General features: G+C 55.2%; 12 protein-coding genes. 3 read left to right on the top strand and 9 right to left on the bottom strand.

Annotated elements, in window-relative coordinates; translation table 11 throughout:
* Positions 1–2: 2 nt before the first annotated feature.
* On the top strand, positions 3–638 hold the full coding sequence (locus H144_RS0115230) for an NUDIX hydrolase (RefSeq protein WP_019942945.1): 636 nt from the start codon (positions 3–5) through the stop codon (positions 636–638).
* Position 639: 1 nt separating this feature from the next.
* Here the strand turns inward: H144_RS0115230 and H144_RS0115225 are convergent, their stop codons facing one another.
* Complete coding sequence (locus tag H144_RS0115225; RefSeq protein WP_157504738.1) at positions 640–1,350, bottom strand: hypothetical protein; 711 nt, start codon at positions 1,348–1,350, stop codon at positions 640–642.
* Positions 1,351–1,512: 162 nt separating this feature from the next.
* Between H144_RS0115225 and H144_RS31965 the strand changes: the two genes are divergently transcribed.
* The gene (locus tag H144_RS31965; RefSeq protein WP_019942943.1) at positions 1,513–2,103 is read left to right on the top strand and encodes a hypothetical protein; all 591 of its coding nucleotides are present in this window, start codon (positions 1,513–1,515) and stop codon (positions 2,101–2,103) included.
* Positions 2,100–3,830, top strand: a complete 1,731-nt coding sequence (locus H144_RS0115215) for an alpha-L-fucosidase (RefSeq protein WP_229207913.1) — start codon at positions 2,100–2,102, stop codon at positions 3,828–3,830. The genes H144_RS31965 and H144_RS0115215 overlap by 4 nt, the downstream gene beginning before the upstream one ends.
* A 48-nt stretch (positions 3,831–3,878) precedes the next feature.
* Here the strand turns inward: H144_RS0115215 and H144_RS0115210 are convergent, their stop codons facing one another.
* From H144_RS0115210 to H144_RS0115175, 8 genes are all read right to left on the bottom strand, one after another.
* A complete protein-coding gene (locus H144_RS0115210) occupies positions 3,879–4,820 on the bottom strand; it encodes a sugar phosphate isomerase/epimerase family protein (RefSeq protein ID WP_026350716.1) in 942 nt (313 codons plus the stop codon).
* Positions 4,821–4,832: 12 nt separating this feature from the next.
* A complete protein-coding gene (locus H144_RS0115205) occupies positions 4,833–7,718 on the bottom strand; it encodes a PQQ-dependent sugar dehydrogenase (RefSeq protein ID WP_229207912.1) in 2,886 nt (961 codons plus the stop codon).
* 107 nt (positions 7,719–7,825) lie between these two features.
* Complete coding sequence (locus H144_RS0115200) at positions 7,826–10,771, bottom strand: TonB-dependent receptor domain-containing protein (protein ID WP_019942939.1); 2,946 nt, start codon at positions 10,769–10,771, stop codon at positions 7,826–7,828.
* Positions 10,772–10,977: 206 nt separating this feature from the next.
* Positions 10,978–12,306, bottom strand: a complete 1,329-nt coding sequence (locus tag H144_RS34315; protein WP_019942938.1) for a FecR family protein — start codon at positions 12,304–12,306, stop codon at positions 10,978–10,980.
* A gap of 196 nt (positions 12,307–12,502) precedes the next feature.
* Positions 12,503–13,063, bottom strand: coding sequence for an RNA polymerase sigma factor (locus tag H144_RS0115190; protein ID WP_019942937.1), 561 nt, complete (start codon positions 13,061–13,063; stop codon positions 12,503–12,505).
* Between the two features lie 139 nt (positions 13,064–13,202).
* Positions 13,203–13,805, bottom strand: coding sequence for a DinB family protein (locus tag H144_RS0115185; RefSeq protein WP_157504736.1), 603 nt, complete (start codon positions 13,803–13,805; stop codon positions 13,203–13,205).
* A gap of 156 nt (positions 13,806–13,961) precedes the next feature.
* Complete coding sequence (locus tag H144_RS0115180; protein ID WP_019942935.1) at positions 13,962–15,272, bottom strand: hypothetical protein; 1,311 nt, start codon at positions 15,270–15,272, stop codon at positions 13,962–13,964.
* 52 nt (positions 15,273–15,324) lie between these two features.
* Positions 15,325–17,250 (bottom strand): T9SS type A sorting domain-containing protein, encoded by a 1,926-nt coding sequence (locus H144_RS0115175; protein WP_084599965.1) that lies wholly within the window; start codon positions 17,248–17,250, stop codon positions 15,325–15,327.
* Positions 17,251–17,282: the final 32 nt, after the last annotated feature.

The following is a 17,282-nucleotide window of genomic DNA, read 5'->3' as shown; positions in this document are numbered from 1 at the left end:
GCATGTCCTCAAATCCCTGGCTGGCTGCCGTCAAGCGCGTCCTGGCCCTGTCCCAAACCGGCCTCGCATTCCAACCCGGCGAGTACGACCGCGAACGTTACGAAGAAATCCGTCAGATCAGCCTCGAACTGATGGCCCACATGAGCAACGCGCCTGCGGAACAGATTATCAGCCTGTTCCCGCACGAAATCGGCTATGTGACACCCAAAGTGGATATCCGCGCCGTCATTTTCCGGGGTACCGACGAAATATTAATGGTGCAGGAAAAAATAGACAATGACCGCTGGACATTGCCCGGCGGCTGGGCGGACGTGGGTTACACGCCGTTCGAGGTGGCGGTGAAGGAAACTTTGGAGGAAACCGGCCTTCACACGGAAGCTGTGCGGCTGCTGGCCGTGTTCGACAAGCGCAAGCACGATCACCCGGAAGAACCCTGGTATGTTTATAAGTTCTTCATTTTATGCAAGATAACCGGCGGCGAAATCCTTGAACAAACGAATGAAACCTCGGGTGTGGCCTGGGTGAAGTTCGATCGGCTGGAAGGCCTGGACCTGTCCGCGAACCGGGTGACCTATTCACAGATCAGCCAGCTGCTGCCGTTTGCGGAGAATGTTTCGCTACCGGTTATTTGCGATTAGATCAATTGGAAATCTGCACGTTCAGCTTCTCGTAATAGGCTTCCACCACGCTGCCGACGTAACTGTAAGGCGGTATGGTGCGGTTAAAGTTCAGCGTCGTTACGTCGTTGTCGATGAAAATGCTGAGCACGGCAAACAGCGCCGACGGCTTGATGATGCCGGATCCGAAATCGGCAATGGAATAGGGAAACACTTTTTCTACAAAAATGTCGCGGGTCTCGCCGATGGCCATGTCGAGCGTCACGGGCGGGCCGAATTTTGTCCTTTCTCCATAGGTGTCGCCGGGAAAGCTAGGGGTATGCAGGATGGCTTTGCCCGCGCCGTTGTGCGTGTACCCGACCAGGTAACCCACATTGACGGGAAACGAAGGGCTGGCGATGCGTTTCACCCTGATGCGCACATCGTAGGTCGCCGCGCCCATACTACCCACGACATTACCCGTGTTGGTATTCACCTTCGCCTGAAAACGCGACAAGCTGGCCATTTGCATCGAGCCGGTCACCGTTGCCAGGTCGGTACCGTCTTTGGCGAGGAAGGTGATGCTTTCGATTAAAAATTCGCAGGGATACAGCCTCGGCGAGCCATCAATGGCCGTGCAGGCCGATTCGGGCAGGTTTGCGGGAACGTCGTGATCGGTACAGGAAAGTGCCAGCGTGAACAGTGCCGCAATGAGCATTTTTAAACCTGCTGAAAGATAATGGGGTGCTTTCATATTGGTTTGAGCTGAGTGTGAGTACCACCGGGAGGTTCCCGGTTCTATTAAAGATACTCATTGCTTACCAAGCGGAAGTTTTGAATTACTATTCGGTAAAATATCAGCTGGATAAATGCTATTTTGCCGCCCGTTTAAACACATACCCATATTAAAACCACTATGAAACGTTTCCTCTTTTCGCTCGCAGCCATCATGCTCCTCTTCGCAGGAACATCCAACGCCTTCGCACAGGGCCTTTCGCTCGAAGGCCTGCTCGACAAGGCAGTATCATTGACAGAAAAAGGCGATAAACCCGGTTCTGCCGACGCGTTGACCGAGAGTGTTTCGGCATTGGAAAAAGAAGCGAAAAGCTCCGACGGCAGCCTGAAAGACAAGCTCCTCGGCAAAGCGGGCGACCTCAAAGCAATGATCCCGCTGGCATCTGCCGGCAAACTGTCGGGCGGCACGCTGGGCAAAGTCGTAAGTGCGGTGAAAATGCTGATCGGCGCCAACCGTATCAGCGGCCTGCTCGGAAAAGGTGAATCGGGCCTGCTGGGCAACGCGTCCAGCCTCACGAGCAGCCTCGGGCTGATCAAGGCCGGCTCGTCGATCCTCGGCGGCTCCAATGAGTCGAAACTGAACGGGCTCGTGGGCGAAGCGGCGAAATCCGTCGCCGGGCTCGACAAGAAAGGCCCTGCGGCTAAACTGGCGGCAGCGGCATCTTCGAAGCAGCTGGGCGGTATCGTCAGCCTCGTTAGCTCGGCATTGTGAAAAGAATAGTACTGCTAATGTGTCTGGCGCTCGCCGGCGTCAGCGCTTTTTCCCAAACCCAGATTCCCCGGACGCAACGCCTGCAATGGTGGCAGGACGCCAAAATGGGGCTGTTCATTCACTGGGGACCGGTATCGCGCATCGGGAAGGAAATCAGCTGGTCGCGGGAGGGGTACGGCAAAGCCAGATATGACTCCCTGTACCTCGGCTTCAACCCCACCCGTTTCAATGCCAGGGAATGGGTGGCGCTGGCGAAGGCTTCGGGCATGAAGTACATGGTGCTTACGGCCAAGCACCACGACGGCTTCTCGCTTTTCGACACTAAAACCAATACTTACAACATCATGCACACCCCGTTTGGCCGGGATGTGTGCAAAGAGCTCGCGCAGGCCGCGCACGAGGCCGGTATGCCCATCGGCTGGTATTTTTCGGTGGCCGACTGGAAAGACCCCGACTGCCGCGACCCGCAGCGCAACGGCATTTTTGCGGGGCGCGTGCTCGAACAGGTGCGCGAGCTGCTGAGCAATTATGGCAAAATCAGCGTGCTGTGGATCGATTACGAAGGCTGGCCCACGCCGGTGGAACCGAAAAAAGTGTACGACCTGGCCAGGAAACTTCAACCCGAAATCATTATTAACAACCGCCTCGAACCGTTCACGCCCGACGAATCGCACGCCTACATCGGCCAATACGCCGACTATGCGACGCCCGAAGGCTTCGTGGCGGGCTACGGCAAGGTGCCATGGGAAACCTGCACCAATATGGGCCATCAATGGGCCTGGAAGTTCGGCGACAAGCCGCGGAGCCTGAAAGAATCGGTGCATACGCTGCTGCGGTGCGTCGGCGGAAACGGCAACCTGCTGTTCAACATCGGGCCTGACAGCACCGGCGCGTTCCCGGCCGATTTCGCCGCCAGGGCCCGCGAAATGGGCGACTGGACCGTGCACAACGAGAAGGCCATTTACAATACAAAAGGCGGCGTTTTCACCCCGGCGACCGATTATGTAAGTTCCTATCGCGGCAAAGAGGTGTTCGTGCATTTGCTGGATGCGGACAAAACGACGCTGACATTACCCGCCGTTCCAGCGAAAATCACGGGCGCGAAGTTGCTGAACGGCACGCCCGTTCGGTTTACCCAAAACAGCAAAAACATCACGCTTACCTACCCCGCCGGCCAAATCGACCCGGTAGCGACTATTGCCGTGCTCACGCTCGATAAGCCGGCCGCCGCCATTCCGCCAACCGTTCCGCTGCCCGTGAGCGGGTCACTCGCATATGCGCACAAGGCCTCTGCTTCCAGCGCGGTAGGCCAGTTTTACCACGATGCTTCCGCCGCGTTCGACGACAATCCGCGCACCGCCTGGAAGATCGGGCGCCGGAAGGACGTTGATTTTCCTTCCTATTATGGTAAAAACCTGCATTACCAGTCGCCTGAGATCATGGCTTTGTACGAGCCCTCGGGCTGGCTGGAAGTGGATTTGGGCAAGCCGGAGCTGGTCGGACGCATTAAGCTGGGCGAGTCGAAATACGGCGGGTCGGAGATCCGGAAGTTTGAGGTGCTGTATTTGAAAGGAACGGAATGGCTACCTGTGGCCGGCGGCACGCAAATGGGCAATTGGGAGAAAAGCATTACCCCGGTAAAAGCACAGCATTTCAGGCTGGCGATCCGCGAATACCACGGTTATTTCGGTGTAAACGAATTCCAGCTGTTCCCGCCCGCGCCATAAGGCAGGCAGAAACAGCTGGTTTCGATGCTAATCCCGGTTTGGCGGACGTCAGGCCAGGATTTTTTGCAGGTTCGTGTAGCACGTCCCGACGGTGTCCATACCCGGCGCGAGGTCGTACTCGACGAAGAAGTATTTCAAACCGGCGATTTGCGCAGCCTCGAAGATGCGTTTGAACTCCACCACGCCGGTCCCTACGGCGGTGATAGTAGTCAGATCGGCCTTAATATCCTTCACGTGCCAGAGCGGGAAACGGCCGGGGTGCCCCTTGAACAATGCGACCGGGTCCTTTTTCGCTTTGGTCGCCCAGGCGAGGTCGAGTTCCATTTTTACGAGGTCCTTATCCGTTTGCGACAGCACCAGTTCATACGGCGTTTTGCCGCCTTGGACCGGGTCGAATTCCGTGGCGTGGTTATGGTAGGCAAATTGCAGTCCGGCCTTTTTTGCAGCTTCCCCTGTTTTCTGGAACACTTCCACGGAGCTTTTGATCTCGTCGAGCGTGCCCACGGGCGTACTCGCACATACGAGGTAGCTTAGCCCGGCCGACGCCGCGTCGTCCACGAGCTCCTGGTAATTGTCACGGAGGTTTTTCATCGGGGGGATGGTGATAGGCTTGCCGTCCGAACCGGTCGGCAGCTTACGTCCCGGCGGCATTTTGAACGGCGCGCCTAATGCGTGATGCGCCCGCCAGGTCATACCCAGGCTTTCCACGAGCGCCTTGAACTCCTTCGGCTCGTAGCCGTAGTACTTGCCCCGCGTGCTGAATGCCGATTCGATTTCCTTATAACCGATCTTCGCAATCTGCTCCAACGTCCCTTTCGGATCGGTATTCATTTTTTCAAATACGGTAAAAAGCTGGATACCAGCGGGTTTCGCAGCTACGATCATCCCCGCCTCCTGCGCCGCTTTCACGAGTGACGGTACCATAAGCGTACCGGCCGCCATTGCGCCCGCGCGGGTCAAAAAGTCTCTTCTATTGATATTAATGTCCATGAAATCAATTTTTTACGGTTTGTTTTTGAATTTGATTCTTGAAAACGACATCAGCGGCTCGATCGGCTTCGCCTCCGTGTTTCGGAAAACTAAATAGATGTCCTGCTTGCCGGTGGTAGGCTGGATGGCAATCCTGACGGGCGGGTTCGGCGCACGGCGTGGTGGTGCTGGGGGAGCCTTCGGAGCTGCCGCCGTCCCTGCCGATCCCGTCGCCCCGTTCGTGCCACCCTCTTTCTTCGCCCCATTCTCCAACTCCGCCATCATTTTGGCCACATCCACGGGTTTGGCGACGTTTACTTTTTGCTGCCCTACCAATGTGCCGGTCGGCGAGCCGAGGCGCACTTCGATGGTCCCGCCTACGCTGCCTTCGCGCTGCTGGGCGGCGGCATTCAGTTCGAGGGAATCGATGCCGGTGAGGTCGATGGACGGGAATGCGATGTAGCTGTTCTCGAACGCTACCACGGCAAAGCCCTGTCCTGCCACACCCAATGCCTTCGTTTCGACGCCTTTTGTGACCGGCGCCTCCGCCGCATTCATTTCAGGGCTGCGGAGCACGATCATTTCTTCGGTCGTCTGCGCCGGAACGGATTTCGAAGAGCCCACGGGCCGGTCGGTATAAGCTGCGCGGATGATCACCGAGCCTTTTCCATTGTCCGATTTCGGGATTTGCGGAGTGTACCGGCCCTGCAACGGCAATGTCGACAGCGTTTTTTCGGTGCTGTTAAGAATGTACTTCACGATCACCTCCGCATCGGCCACGGGAAGCGCCGGGTGTGCCGCCATCGCCACCTCGCCCCACACGCCAGAGCCGCCTTCCAGCACCTTTTTCACGAGCCTGTCCAACGCGCCCGCATCACCCCTGTATTTATTGGAAATATCTGCAAATGAGGGACCTACCGACTTGGTGTTCGGCTGATGGCATACTTTACAATCGCTTTTGCCCATCAATGTCTGCGCCACGGCAAACTGCGTAGTCGCATCCACACTGCGCTGGCTCTGAGCCACTTCCGCATAATCGAACCCTTCGGAAGTATAATCGATACTCACCGCCACCTGGTCGGCTTTTACCTTGCCGTCGGCCGTACTGCCGTCTTCCTTATCCGAAATATTGACGGTATAGCCGATCGGTTTTTTCGGAAAAAAGAATGTGCTGTTGCCATCGAGGGCAATGTTGACTTTCGGCGGCTCGTTGCCGGCAATAATGCGTACGGACTGGCTGTTACTGGCTCCCTTGGTGTCCGTTACCGTGAGTGTGGCCGTGTATACGCCGGGTTTGTCGAATTTCACGGTCGGGTTGGCGGTGGTGAACGCCTTCGGTGCCGTACCGGGGCTGGTTACTTTCCAGCTGTATTTCAGTGCGTCGCCATCGAAATCCTTCGTGCCTTTCGAAGAAAGAACGGTTTCAAACGGCACGGTACCACCTTTTTTCTCCGCTGCGGCTGCTACCACCGGTTTACGGTTGCCGCCATTGTACTCGATGCGCACCAGCCGCGAGTTGTCGCTCTTGCGGAACCAGTTGCTGCCGTATTCGAGGATATACAGATCGCCATCCGGCCCGAACTTGATATCGATCGGCTGCACGGGGTGGTAGCTTGGCAAAACCCGCTCCATCGACTCATAATCGCCATTCGCCTGCATTGTAATGGCCATGATCCAGCCCCTCGAAAAGTCGGCGGCGATCCATTTGTTTTCGTAATAGGCCGGCCACGGTCTTTTGGGTGCCTTGAAATCGGTACGGTGGTACACGGGACCGCCCGTCGCGCTGCGCGAGCCGGAGCCTACGGCTGGAAATTTTTCAGAAACCCCGTACGGATAATAAATGAAGCTCGGCGCTGTCGGGAACAGCTCTTTCAAGCCGGTGTTGTTCGGCGAGGTGTTGACCAGGTTTTTCGGGTCTTTCTTCTCGCCCGGTTTATTATTGGCATAGTCAAAAACCGGGAATGCCTGATCATTGCCGACAAACCATGGCCATCCGAAATTGCCCGGCTTGCGCGCCTGGTTCAGCTCGTCGTACCCGCGCGGCCCTATCTCCGAATCCTCGTTCGCATCCGGCCCTACCTCGCCCCAGTACAAGAAGCCCGTTTTGCTGTCCACCGAAATACGCCACGGGTTGCGGTGGCCCATCGAGTAGATTTCAGGACGTGTTTTGGCTGTTCCTTTGGGATACAAATTACCCTCCGGAATTGTATAGGTACCGTCCGGCTCCGGGTGAATGCGCAGGATTTTCCCCCTCAAATCATTGGTATTGCCCGCGTGGCCCTGGTCGTCCCAGCTTTCGCGGCCGGGGCGCTCGTCGGTTTGCGCGGCTTTGTCGTTCCCGGTGTTGTTACCGACGGTGAGATAGAGATTGCCCGCCTTGTCCCAGGTCATTCCGCCGCCGGTGTGGCAGCACACTTCCCGCTGGGTCGTCACTTCGAGCACTACTTTTTTCGAGCTTTCCACCAGCTGGTCGTCCACCATGTCCCAGCGCGCGAGAATGTGCTTTTTCTCCGTGGGATGGGCGTAATACAGGTAAATCCAGTGATTTTTGGCAAAATTGGGGTCGAGCGTAATGCCCATGAGCCCTTCCTCCGCTTCGCGTGAGACGCCTTCCTTACTCACATATTTGGTATTAACCGGAATGTTCGTGATCAGGTCCGTCGCTTTCGTCGAAGGATTGTATTTCTTCAATGCTCCCTTCCGCTCGATAATGTAGGAAGAGCCGTCGGGCAGCACTTCGAACGCCATCGGTTCATCGAGGTTGTCGGCGAGCACGACCGGCGTGAAACGGCTTTCATCAGGTTTGGTGACGGTGTCCTGCATGGTAAATGCGGCGAGCGCGGCTACCGTGACGAGTTTGGCGGACCAACGGACGGAAGACAGGAAATTTTTGCGCGGGATCGGAAAAGGTTTAAGCATAGATATGTACATCAAAGTGAACCATTTATATATGACTTTCAGTGAATGCGCATCAAAATCCGGAAAGCAGGAGCCGGAGCCCCCACCTTCCTTTTCATCCATCAGTATTAAAACTCGTAAGACACCGAGAGCCAAAAACTCCTCGGAAGAATCGTCCGTCCCGGCATCATTGTTCCTTTTTCCACGGCGGCGAAGTTGCGGAACTGGTCGCCGCGCACGTCGCCTTCCGTCAGCACCCGTGCATTCAGCAGGTTATCCACCCAGAACCGCGCGTTGACCGCCTTGGTAAAATTGTAACCCGCACCGCCTTTCATGAGCACATAGGCAGGCAGTTTGTAGCTGTCGCTCGGCGCGGTAAAGCGGGCGCCGATGTAGTTCCCGGCCAGGTACAGGTTGAATTTCTTGTAATCGTAGTTGGCCGACAGTTCGGTATTGAAAACGGGCACGCGCTCCGTTCTTTTTCCCGTAAAACTGTAAGTAGTATCTCCCAGGATAGCCACGATGGCCGAGTTGGTATTGGTGTTCGCCGTGTAATCGGTGTATTTCGAATCCTGCAAAGTACCCGTCCAGCGCAGGCTGATGGCCTTCGTGAGCTTGTACGAAGCCTCGAACTCGGCGCTGTAAGTACGCGTCGAACCGAATGCGACGAGTACCTGGTTACCCGAGGAAATGGTCGGTACGGTAATGGACAACGACACATTTTTGATCGCGGAATAGCTGGCAGAAGCAAACAGCGAAAAGTCGTTTTTCGCATACTTCACCCCCACTTCACCCAGGTACACAGGACGTTTCTTGATCTTCGCGGGATCGTATGCAGTAGCGTTGTAATCCGCGATGGTAGGCGCATTATAGGCACGTGTAGCGCGTGCGAAAAGCGCCGCTTCATTATTGATTTTGTAGTTCAAACCGGCTGTGCCCGCCCAGTTGGTGATCGTTTCGGAGTAATCCGTATAACCGGCGATCGTCAGGCCGGCGCCTTTCGTGTAATCCGGCGTGCCGTCGGCTTTGAATGCGTAGAATGGCCTCTTGCCGTCCACATTCTGATTATCGATGCGCACGCCGAGGTCGAGGCGCCATTTCGGGCTCAATGTGATCTCATCGGATGCGTAGGCCGACAATGTGCGCGTGTCGCCGATTACGGTAGCCAGGTTGGTGGCCGTCATTTTGGCGGCTGTCGGAGAGTTCAGCAATCTTTTTGGGTTCTCCTTAAACTCCTGCTGGTAAGAGAAATTGTAGTTAGGCCCGTCGTTCCGGTTGTACTGGTGAATGCCCAGCCCGAAGCCCACATTGTGCTTGCCGACTGTCTTTTTCAGGTCCAGGTAATCCACGATCTGCACATCCTTGCCCTCCTGGCCGATGCCGGTCACATTCACGATCTTGTCGCCCGCTTTCAGATCGGCCGCCGAGCCGTCGAGGTAATAGTAAGGCGTGGCGCCGGTGTAGGTGCCGATGCTGGCCGGAATGCCGGCGGTCACGGTGCGGTTGGTGTGCTGGTAGCGGAAGTTGTTGTTCAGTTCCCAGCCGTTGTTGAGCAGGTAGTTGAACTGGAACCCGCCGGAAGCCAGTTTGGTATGAATGCCGTCGGCGAAGTTGTAGTTGCGCATTACGCCGTTCGCATCGGTATAGCTGAATTTCGTATCAATGGTCGCCAGCGACTGGGTTACCATGTCGAAATTGTCTGTTTTCGTCGGTTTGCCCGTTCCGTCGTAAGGATAAAAGCTGGTGAGCATCCATTGCACTTTGTCATTGAGATACTTCCCGTACACGCGCACGAAGCCTTTCTGGTTTTTGAAATTGAAAGTCATATTGCCTTTCAGCTGGCCGCCCTGGTTGGCGGTATAGCCGGGAGGCACAATGCCTTTATCGGTGCGGAAGAACCCGCCGATATTGTACCGGACCTGGTCGCTTACCTTGCCGCCCACATTACCGTCCACGCGATAAAGTCCTTGCGAAAGACCGGTCGTCGCCTTGAATTTACCATATGTTTTCTCCGCGCCAGTATAGCTCAGGTTGTTGATCACCGCGCCGGGCGTATTAGCCATCACGATCGACGCATTACCGCCACGCACGGCCTCTATGTTCTTGATTGTCAAATCGGTTTTATAATACTGGTCCACGGAAGGAATGGAGTTGAAGCCTGTGGGCAATACTGGTAAACCATCTTCCATAATGCCCAGGAAAATATAGCCGCCTTGCTGCGGAAAGCCCCGTACCCACACGTTGCCGGGCCCGTCGCCGCCAGTACTTTCCACTGTCAGGCCTGGGATAGCTTTCAGGAGGTCGGTACTGTTCAATGGCGCGCGGGTTTGAATGTCTTTGTTGTTAATGGTCGTGATAGCGACGCTGCTTTCGATCTTCTTCTTCGGGTTACCGCCCGTTACGACGATCTCCTGCAATTGCAGAATGTCGTCCTTCATTTCGATATTCAGCTGCACATCGGCACCGGCTACCTGTATTTCCTTTTTGATGGCAGTGAAACCAATGCTGGTCACAGTCAACGTATAGGCACCATCAGGAATGTCGGAAAAGCTGTACGTCCCGTTAATATCGGTCACGACGCCGAGGTTGTTGTGGCTGAGGATAACGGTCACGCCGCTGAGGGTTTCGCCCGCTACGTCGGTGATCTTCCCCGCCACGGTATATCCTGCTTCCCGGCTGCGGATACCCGTCGCGGGCGCACCGACCGATTTATCGGAGCGACTGATGATGATCAGGTTATCCGTCACCCGGTAATGCAAACCGAGTGGTTTCAACGTTTCGTCCAATACTTTATATAAGGGCTTCTGGCTCGCCTTGATCGTCACTTTCCGTTCGCTGCCGATCATTTTAGCGCTGTATACAAACTTGCCGTTCACCTGCTTTTCCAGATTTCCCAGCACATTTTCGATGTCCTGCTCATGGATATCGACATTCACTTTTTTAGACAAAAGTGCCTGCGCATTGCCGTCCGTCGCCCTGGCCGTACCGAGCGCCCACAACCCAACAAGTAAAAACTGGCACAGCGATATCCGCATGACTCTGAAAATAAATTGAAACTTAAAAGCTTCTTTCATACATTTGACTGTTTTATTGAGGTTAGATTTTGATAAAACAATCCCCGTTATCCTTCTTAGTACGGATAGTATTTGCGGTCGAAAACAAATATGGGGATTCATGAGGGTCGGGCATGTTGGTAGCATTGTCCGACTCTTTTTTTATGGTAAACTTTCTTCTATATACGCATCGGCATCCGGGGTTTGAATGGGTTGAAAAGGATTTTCTAGCTTTTACAGCCTTTACTATAAATGACAATCTTGCCATCGAGCACTTCATACCGCGCTTCGATCACCTCGCAGAGAATGCTCAGTTTGCTGAACATCGGCTGGCCCGCGAGCGACGCCGTCACGGGGCAGCCCTTCATGACATCACGGTCGAAAATGATGTCGATCTGGTAGGCCTCCTCGATGTCGGTCAGCACGGTGGAAGCGGGTGCATTCACAAATTCAAATGATTTGGGGTTATCCGACGGCACGATTTCGGGGTTATCGCTCAGCGTGCGGCGCATTTCGCTGCTCGCGTGTTCGAAAATGAGTTTCTGGTTCGGCGTCAGCACCATTCCGTTCGGCGTTTTGGCCTGTGCATTCTTCCGGGCGGCGAATTCTTTTTGTTTAAAAACAGAAACCCTGCCCTCGCGCACCTCTACCAATGTCTTGTCGGAAGCATCCTGCGCCCGCACGAAAAAGCTGGTACCCAGCACTTTCGTTACCAGATCGGTGGTATGGACGAGAAACGGACGCTTCGGATCTTTGGCCACCTGGAAATACGCATCGCCCGACAAATACACGGTACGCTGATCGGCCGGAAATGTTTCAGCAAAGCTCAGCCGCGACTGCGGATACAGTACCACCTGCGAGCCGTCGGCCAGTTTGATAACCTGCTGCTTCCCGGAAGTATTTACCCGCTCCACGAGCGTCTTGCCCGAAATGAGGCCATTATAGCCGCAATTGACACAATAATACTGCCATCCAAGCCATCCCAGCCCGACAGCAATTACTGCCATGGCCGCCAAACGTACCCAAACACCCGCATACCAAGGCCGCCCCAACCGCCCCTTTCCAACACCTGCCCCACCGACAACACCTGCCCCCTTGACCACACCTGACTCGCCGACAACACCTGCCCCCTTGACAACACCTGACTCGCCGACGACACCTGCCCCCTTGACAACACCTGACTCGCCGACAACACCTGCCCCACTAGCATCAACCGGCTCCCTACGAGCCAGCTCCGCCACCAGCGCAACCTCCCTTCCGTCCCGTTCCTTCCCTTCCTCCTTTCTCCACACCACCCGCTGCTTCTCCGCTCTGACGCGTTCCAAAAGCCCCTGTATTTCGAGGTCAATTTCCGCTTCGTCTATTTCGGTTCGGTAATGCCGGTACACGCCGGCGAGCAGCTTGTGTGCGCTGTGAATGTCGTCCGCCTGTGCGGGGTTGCGACCAATATATTGTTGCCAGAACAGCTCATCCTGTGCGTGTTGATGCCGCACCCAACCCTGAAAACGGGCATCGAGCACGAAATCTTCGAGACTGTATTCCTGGTACTGATCCATGTTATAATTGTTTTCTAACTATACATAGGCAGGGGCTGTGTTGGAATAATCAAAATATTTCAAAATTTTTTGCCGAAAGGGAGAATGAAGGAAAAAAGGGAGCAAGTCGGGAAGGAAGGATGAGAAACGGGAAAAACCAGCCGGAAGCCTTCCAATCGTTTGTGCGAAGCAGGAGCTTCGTACGAGCGCACGAACGCTACAACCGGTCTTTGAGCTCCTGGATGGTGCGGTAAAGCAAATTGGCCACGGCAGGCCGGGAGATACCCATTACCTGGGCGATGGATTCGTTGTCGAGGTTTTCGAAGAAGCGCAGGTAGATGATTTCCTGCTGGCGGCGGGTGAGCAGGTTAATCTGCTGATTGAGGGTTTTGAGCATGGCTTCATTGGTTTCTATTTCAATGATATGCTCTTCGATGGACGCATCCCCGTTGGTTTCGGCTGAGAAATCGAGTTCTTCGCCTTCGTTGATCCATTGCTGGCGCTGGCTTTCCCGGTAAATTTTCCGGCGGAGGGATTTAAGCAGATAAAACTTCACAAACTCCGTATCGCCGATCGTCTCGCGCTTGGCCCAGAGCTCCATGAACAGGTCCTGGATACAATCTTTGACAAACTCCCTGTCACGCGAAAATTTTGCACCGTAGCTGAAAAGGCTTTTGTAATAATGCCGGGCGATCTGGCCGAAAGCTTCGTCATCCCCCGCCCGGAACGACTTCCACAAATCGGCGTCATCAGCATTGTTTTCGGGGCGGGACTGCATTCAGGGAAATCGGGAGAGCTAGGTTCGTTCACATCAGGAGTGCAATCCTACGGGTTTTTATATAATTATACAATTTTTATTTTGGGTGAAAGAGGGAAGAATTGACCGCCGACGGCTGGCGGCGGTCAACCGTCAGCCGTCACTTCGGATACGAAACATGCCCTTTCACCTTCATGATCTGTCGCAGGTGACGGTCGGTGTGGCCCCATTGGTAGATGAGCACCTGGTGCATGTTGCGTGGTTCGGGGGTGCCGGTGAGTTCGAAGATGGCACGCATATCGGCTTCGCTGCTGCGGAGGAATGTGAGCGTTTGCTCCCGGCCTCGGAGGAAGAATGTAAGGTTGTCCCTGCCTTGGATGAACCCCGTCGGCGCGGCTATTTCTGCGGCCTTGTGGGGGTTTGGTTCATTGATGAACTCCTGGTAATAGCTGTCGGGCCGGCTGGTTTTGAGGAGCTCGGGCTGCGGCTTGTTCCTGGTGCCGATACTGAGCTCGCGGAACCAGACAATTTCCCAGAGCGCGAGGTGCTCCACGATCTGCCCGATCGACCAGCGGTCGGGTGACTCTCGGAATGCCCATTGTCCGGGCGTGAGGTTTTCGGTTTCCTTCACCACCGCGTCGCGTGTGCGCACGAGCTGGTCGATCGTGGATTGCTTGTCGGCCGCGGTCCAGAATTTTTCCTGCCCGAAGCATTGCAGGGCTGCGCAGAGCCCGATTACTGTTAAAAATGTGCTGATTTTCATAGCTTTTGTTTTGTGAATGATCATTCCGAAACAAAAGGCGTCGGCTTCAAGGACGGGCATTGTCCGGAATGCGGGCGCAATGCTATCGCTTTCCAGCCTGTTCAGCAATTATGATTATTTAGTGGGGGAAATATTGAGGTAATGGCTCCATTTCGGTTATTTACCGGTCAAATACCCCGGCAGGATGCTGCGGATCGTCGGGTCGTCGAGCAGCGTGCGGAGACGGACGGAATCGGGATACGGGATTTCAAATTGAGGCTGCACGAGCGCCGACGGGTCATTGGTTTGCAGGTAACGCTTCACATTGCGTTCCTGTTTCAGCGACTGGCCGTACACCTGTTCGACGGCCCGCAGGTCGCTATTCCGGCGGGTAATGTGCCCCATGACGAATACGACGAAAAACACGGCTCCCAGCCAGGCGAACTGCCATTTCCCGGAAATTTCCATAAACCGCGCCGCAAACCACGCGTTGCCGACCAGTCCGAGCGTAAAGAGCTCGGAATAGCGTGACGAGACACTGCCGATTTCCTGCCCTCTCCCGTACGAGAGCGCGAACGCCTGCGCGAGCGACCACATCACGCACCCGGCCATCACGAGATCGGCCCTGGAAAGCTGTTTTTTGCGCAGCAGCCAGGGTACCATTGCGATAGCCGGTATCCAGAGCGCTGTGGCCGCCGGCCAGCTTTTCGAAACGGGCCATGCCAGGAAGTAGCGCAATGCCGTGAATATCTCGCCCAGGTTACGCGCCCTGAAAACATGGTTGGCCTCGATCTTCGGCATAATCTCATAGCCCTCCCATGCCGTCGCAAGGAGCAGGACCGCGACAACGCCGTGTTGCCAGCCGATCTTCCCGCGCCTGATCGCCTGCAATACAAATACTCCCAGGGCTGCCAGCGGTGTAAGGATGCCCGAAGCCATTGTAAACACGCACAACCATGAGCATGCCAGCACGCCGCACATCGCCAGCCAGTTGTCGGGATACAATGCCGAGAGGATCAATGCCAGCAGGGTGAAAATAATGAGAAAGTAAAACTGGCTTTGAAACCCGACGAACAGGTTTTCGAATGCGAAAAGGAGCGAAAACTGCGCGACGATCACCACCAGTATCAGCCAGCGAAAGCCGAACAGCGCCTTTTGTTTTGAAAGAAATACAAGGATAATCAACGGAATACAGGCCGCGATAAAAATATTGACCCGCGCTTCGACCAGGTTATCCCAAACACCGGTGATACTGAAAATCAGCAGCGACAGCAGGCGCGTCGGGAAGATGCGGTGCTCGTTGTGGTTCTGCCAGAGGTTATGCCATTCGAGGCGGCCTTCGATCCAGGGCCGGAGCAGGTAGTCGCCCTCGGCATCCCACTGGTCCCAGAAGGGCAGCGGGATGGCGTAGGTTTCGACGTAGTAAAAGCGGGCTGCAATAACGACGAGCAGTGTCGCGAGCAGGGCAAGGGTATTTCTTAACGGCATACGAGTTCAGGGGACTGATTGCCATCACGGAAAATCCGTGCCAGCGGTCCCACTATCTGATAATGGTTATTTTCCGGGTAACGGCCGAGCCGTCGGTGTGCCGGATATGGATATTGTAAATTCCCGCGATAAGATCGCCGGCAGGGATGCCTTCGCCGTCCACTTTGGCCGTTTCGAAAACCAGCTGGCCGGCGGCGTTGCGGATTTGTACGGATGTAATCCGGTTGAAATCACCTGCCTTGATATAGATTCTGTCCACCACGGGATTCGGAAAAGCGACGAGTTCTTCCCCACCCTCCGAAGACAGGTTACGGATGCTGCTGTACGCAAAAGTCCCATCCTGATCGACCATTTTGAGCCGGTAATAGTTGGCACCCGCATTCAATTTTGTATCCCAAAAATTGTAATGCACTAATGCAGAGCTCTCCTTCGCCGCTTCACGGGTACCGATCGTCGTCCAGTCTTTGGCGTTCGCGCTTTTTTGTATATCAAAATGCGAAGTATTCGCCTCCGCCGACGTGGTCCATTGCAGGAATGCCTGGTTTTCTATTTTGGCGGCTTTGAATGCGGCGAGGTTTACGGGCATCGCACCATCCTGTCTGAAAACGTAAACGGCACCGGAATTGGCTATGGCGGATTCACCGGCATTACCCAAAGCGCCGACGAAAAGCGTCGTTCCGCTCAATGCCATAGCGCGTCCGAAGTTGTCGTTGGTAGCGCGCGACGACGGCAACAGTCTTCCTCCCTGTACCCACTGGCCGCCATTGACCAGGTCCCGTTTGAACAGGTATGCACTCCCGGCCCCGTAGGCGTAGTTTTGACCCTGATTATCGAAAGGCTCGTATACACTGCCAGCCGCAGCGAAGTCACCGCTAATCTTCACCACGCTTCCAAACCACGCCTCGCTCATTCTCGTCGGGGGAGTAATCTTACGGGCTTGACCCCAATTGTCCGCCCCGCCTTCATCTTTGGCAAAAATATAGGCTGCACCGGCATTGCCCAGGTAGTTTTGGTCATTCTCGTTCTCATCCTCTAACGGCGCGCCGACCATCACGTAGTTGCCTGAAACATCCACGGAAGTACCGAATTGGTCGCCTTCGGCCCGGAATATGGGGGCGATCTTCTTTACCTGGCCCCAGTTATTGGCGCCGCCCTGGTCTTTGCGGTAGATGTATGCAGCCCCGGTATAGGCCAACGGAACCAGTTCCGAGGCGTCCTCTTTTTCACCGGTAGCACCTACCACCAGCACGTCGCCGTCGATCGCGACCGCACCGCCGAAGACATCGCCCAATGCCCTGATACCGGGCGCGATTTTCTTCACGAGTCCCCAGTTTTCGCTGCCACCGGCATTTTTTTCATACACATAAACTGCACCCGCATTATCGACGAAATTTGCATCGTTCGTATCGAAATCGTCGTTACGCGCTCCTACCACGATGTAGTCGCCGCTGATATCCACCACCTCGGCGAAGCTATCGCCGGGATTGACGGTGCGTGCCTGAATGCGTTTCGTGAACGTCCAGGTACCACCCGCGTCGCGTTTGTAAATGTGCGCTACGCCCTGTGACTGGCCGTTAATCATGGCACCGGTTTCGCCCACCACAAGGTAATCGCCGTCAATGGCGACCGAGGCACCGAACCTTGCATAGCTGCTCCGCACCGGCGACGTCAGTTTCGCGACAGTCTTCCATACACCTGCATCGTTGAAGAGCACGTAAACACTTCCCGCCATCTGTTGGTAGTTGCCGCCGGAAGCGTCGTAACCGTCGTCGGTGGCACCTAACACCGCGTAGTTACCGGAAACGCTCATGCTCTGCCCGTAATAACTATTTGCAGAAACGGCAGAATTTCCGTTCGGATATTGCGCAAGCAGTTTCTGGACCTGGCCCCAGTCCTGGCCGTTGGATGCATTAGGAATGGCAAAAAAAATCGCGCAGGCCATGAAACCTGAGCGTAGTGAGCGTAGAGAAAGATTCATGAAGCAGTGAAAACGGAAGAGTTGGGTGAGTA

The sequence above is a fragment of the Dyadobacter beijingensis DSM 21582 genome (assembly GCF_000382205.1).
Taxonomy (GTDB): Bacteria; Bacteroidota; Bacteroidia; order Cytophagales; family Spirosomataceae; genus Dyadobacter; species Dyadobacter beijingensis.
The sequence above is the reverse complement of the archived record's forward strand: the minus strand, read 5'-3'. Positions and strand labels throughout refer to the sequence as shown.